Source organism: Chloroflexota bacterium (assembly GCA_018648225.1).
GTDB lineage: Bacteria > Chloroflexota > Anaerolineae > Anaerolineales > UBA11858 > NIOZ-UU35.
The window spans coordinates 1-1,598 of record JABGRQ010000184.1 but is presented as its reverse complement, the minus strand read 5'-3'; the positions used below and the strand labels follow the sequence as shown (position 1 = coordinate 1,598).

Annotated in this window: 1 protein-coding gene; it reads left to right on the top strand. The window is 48.8% G+C overall.

Annotation, left to right across the window (positions count from 1 at the left end):
- A partial coding sequence (locus HN413_16330) for a DUF11 domain-containing protein (GenBank protein MBT3391967.1) occupies window positions 1–1,598 on the top strand: 1,598 nt, incomplete at both ends.

The window sequence follows — 1,598 nt, the reverse complement described above, 5'->3', positions numbered from 1 at the left end:
GCGATTTCGATGATTCTCGTAATCAGGCCACGGCAATCGAAATTTTATTTTCGATTGCCGTCAATACTGAGCCTTTCACCGATGGGCTAAAATTAACCAACCAGGCCACAGTTCACGAAGGCTCAACCCAGAATTCAACCAGCGATAGCAGCGCCATCATCGATTTTGTACTCGATGAGCCGGTGTTGGTGGGCAAGAAAAGCATTATCGCTACCGATAATGCCAACGCCACCATGGATCCGGCCCTGAGCGGCTACACCTTCACTGCACCGGGCAGCTCAGGCGTACGTTGGACATCGCCAGCCAAGATTGATTCTACATATTTAGAAAACAATGCCATCAATAGCAATATCAATGGCTCTGATGGCGGCGATATTATTACCTTTGCCATTGTCATTGAAAATCAGGGGCATAGCAGCGGGGGGGCATATGATATTGCCATTTTGGATAGATTGCCGCCTGAACTCCAAATTCCGCCTGGGGGTTTGAATCTGGATATTCGTTTTGGAGATGGCACCGGCGGTATTACTTATACAAAACCCGATGGCACTGCGGCAACGGATACCGACCTGTTCGGTGGCGGTATTAAACTTGATGATCCCGGGACAGGTCTTTGTCAGTCTCACGATCCCAATCTGGGAAATAATATCATCATCATTACCTATGACTTGCAGGTGAAGCCCACTGTATCTCCAGGTGTGGAAATTGCGAATGAGGGCACTATCACCAATTACTCAAACAAAGAAGGCGGTGACGATTTCACCGGTTCGGGGGGTTCTGGGCAAGAGGGCGATCTTAAGGATCAGGCCAAGATCAAGATTTCCGATCCGGCCATTGCCAAGTCGATCACATCAACCTCCATTGCAGCAACGGGCCCCTCTGAGCATCGGGCAACCATTGAAGACCTGACCATTGGCGAAGAAGTCACTTTTGAAATTGTTGTCACCCTGCCAGAGGGCAATTCAGCGGCTGTGACTGTCACCGATAATTTGCCAACATCGCCGGCAGGCGTTCTCAGCGTATTGAGTTCCTGTGTAACTTCCGTTGGTTCGAATTTAACACTAACCAATAATCCTGCCGGAACCTGTCCGACCAGTTTTGGTACCCATAATAATACTGATGCAGATGCTTATAACGATCAGGTGGTTTTTGATTTTGGGGATGTGATGAACACGGTAGATGGGGTTGAGAATAATAAAGATCAGATTGTCCTGCAAGTGGTGGCAAAGGTCGAAGGTGAGGCTGCCAATCAAGATGGTGATCAACTCGTCAACTCGGTTTCTGCAAAAACGGGTTCAAATTCCCAAACCGGCAGCGCCGATTTTGATATTGTTGTGCCCGTATTGGAAATTAACGGTAACAAAACTGATGGCTCAGATTATTTTGCGCCGGGTGGCCGATTGGTTTACGGAATATCCTATCAGAACACAGGCACTGGCCCGGCAACCGGGGTTGTCATCACTGAAACGGTCCCTGCCAACGCAACTTTCGACTTAGCGAATAGTTCTACTGGTTGGGTGTTGCCAGGTTCTTCGAATGCTTGCCCCGATAATGCGGCTGCCGGTACGGTTTGCGAATATCCGCTTGGACAGGTTAAT